At 65.2% G+C, this 1,751-nt stretch carries 2 protein-coding genes; both read right to left on the reverse strand.

Annotation, left to right across the window (positions count from 1 at the left end; translation table 11 throughout):
- Positions 1 to 1,073 (reverse strand): MFS transporter (locus tag B9N88_RS32140; protein WP_043293843.1); only part of this gene is annotated, 1,073 nt, incomplete at its 3' end.
- A gap of 9 nt (positions 1,074 to 1,082) precedes the next feature.
- A partial coding sequence (locus tag B9N88_RS32145) for an aminotransferase class I/II-fold pyridoxal phosphate-dependent enzyme (protein WP_027608117.1) occupies positions 1,083 to 1,751 on the reverse strand: 669 nt, incomplete at its 5' end.

The raw sequence follows: 1,751 nt of genomic DNA on the forward strand, positions 1-1,751 counted from the left end.
CCGCGCCCGACCACCGCCAGGCCCAGGCACGCCAGCAGCAGTGCGACAAAGCCTGCCAGCGGCAAATGGTTGGGGTTGCGCAAACGGGTCACGATGCGGCTGTTGACGATGGCTCCCAAGGTGATGCTCAACGCCAGCGGCGTGATCAACAGGCCGGCGTCCTGGGGCGAGTAGCCGTAGGCGCCTTGCAGCAACAGCGGCAGGTAGAACAACAGCGAAAACATGATCGCGCCGGCCGCCACCGACAGTACGAACAACAATCGCAGGCTCGGCAAACTGAACAGCGCCGCCGGCAACAGCGCATGGGGGCAACGCCGCTCCCAATGCCACAGCACGATGATCGCGGCCATGCAGCCCAGGCCCAGGGCGGCGCTCAACGCCAGGCTCGAATGCCCCAGCCATGCCACAAACAATTGCAGGCTGCCCAGGGCCAGGGCGATCAGCAGCGCGCCGGGCCAGTCCAGGCGAATACCGCTGCGCTGTTGCGGGCGGTACCAGGGCAGAAAGCGCCAGGCGATCAACAGCGCCAGGCAACCCAGCGGCAGGTTGAGGTAGAACACCGAGCGCCAGCCAAAGGCGCCGGTCAGGTAACCCCCCAGGCCCGGCCCGATGGCATTGACCACGCTGAACAGCGCACTCAAGAGCATTTGCCAGCGCAGGCGCTGACGGGTATCGGGAAACAATTCGGGAATGCAGGCGAACGCGGTGCCGATCAGCATGCCGCCGCCCACGCCTTGCAAGGCGCGGCCGATCACCAGTACCAGCATGTCGTCGGCCACGGCGCAGGCCAGGGAGGCCAGGGTGAAAATCAACGTGGCGGCGAGCACGAACGGCTTGCGCCCGTAGTAATCCCCCAGCCGCCCGAAAATCGGAATGGTGACGATGGACGCCAACAGGTAACCGGTGGCCACCCACGCGTAGAGTTCAAAACCATCGAGCTCGGCGACGATGCTCGGCAAGGCGTTGCCGATCACCGTCTGGTCGAGTGCCGAGAGCATCAGCACCAGGGAGATGCCGAGCATGGCCAGCAAGGCCTGCTGGAAACTCAAGGGCGGGTGGGCTACCACGGTCATGGTCGGCCCTCAGCGCAACGCGGTGACGGCGGTGGCGATGCGTGCACAGCCCTGGTCGAGAGTAGCGATCGCGGTGGCGATCGACATACGGAAAAACGGCGCCAGGCCATACGCCGTGCCGGCCACCACCGCCACGCCCTGGCTTTCCAGCAGGTACATCACGACGTCGCTGTCGGTGTGCAGCACCTTGCCCTCGGGCGTGGTTTTACCCAGCAGGCCAGCGCAATTCACATATAGGTAGAACGCACCATCGGGCTTGCGGCAACTGAGGCCGGGAATGGCATTGAGCAGCTCCAGGCAGCGGTCGCGGCGTTGCTGGTAGACCAACACGCTTTGCTTGACGAAGCTCTGGTCGCCGTTGAGCGCTTCCACCGCCGCTGCCTGGCTGATCGAGCAGGCGTTGCTGGTGGACTGCGATTGCAGGGTGGCCATGGCGCCGATCAGGTCGGCGGGGCCGGCGGCGTAACCGATGCGCCAGCCGGTCATGGCGTAGGTCTTGGACACGCCGTTGACCACCAGGCTGCGCTCGCTCAAGGCCGGCTCGATGGCGAGGATATGCGGGTTGTCCAGGCCGTCGAAACGGATGTGCTCGTAGATGTCATCGGTCATCAGCAGCACATGGGGATAGTCCAGCAGCACATCGGCCAGGGCGCGCAATTCGCTGTGGCTGTAGCTGGC

It is taken from the genome of Pseudomonas sp. LAMO17WK12:I1, from assembly GCF_900177315.1.
GTDB lineage: Bacteria > Pseudomonadota > Gammaproteobacteria > Pseudomonadales > Pseudomonadaceae > Aquipseudomonas > Aquipseudomonas marginalis.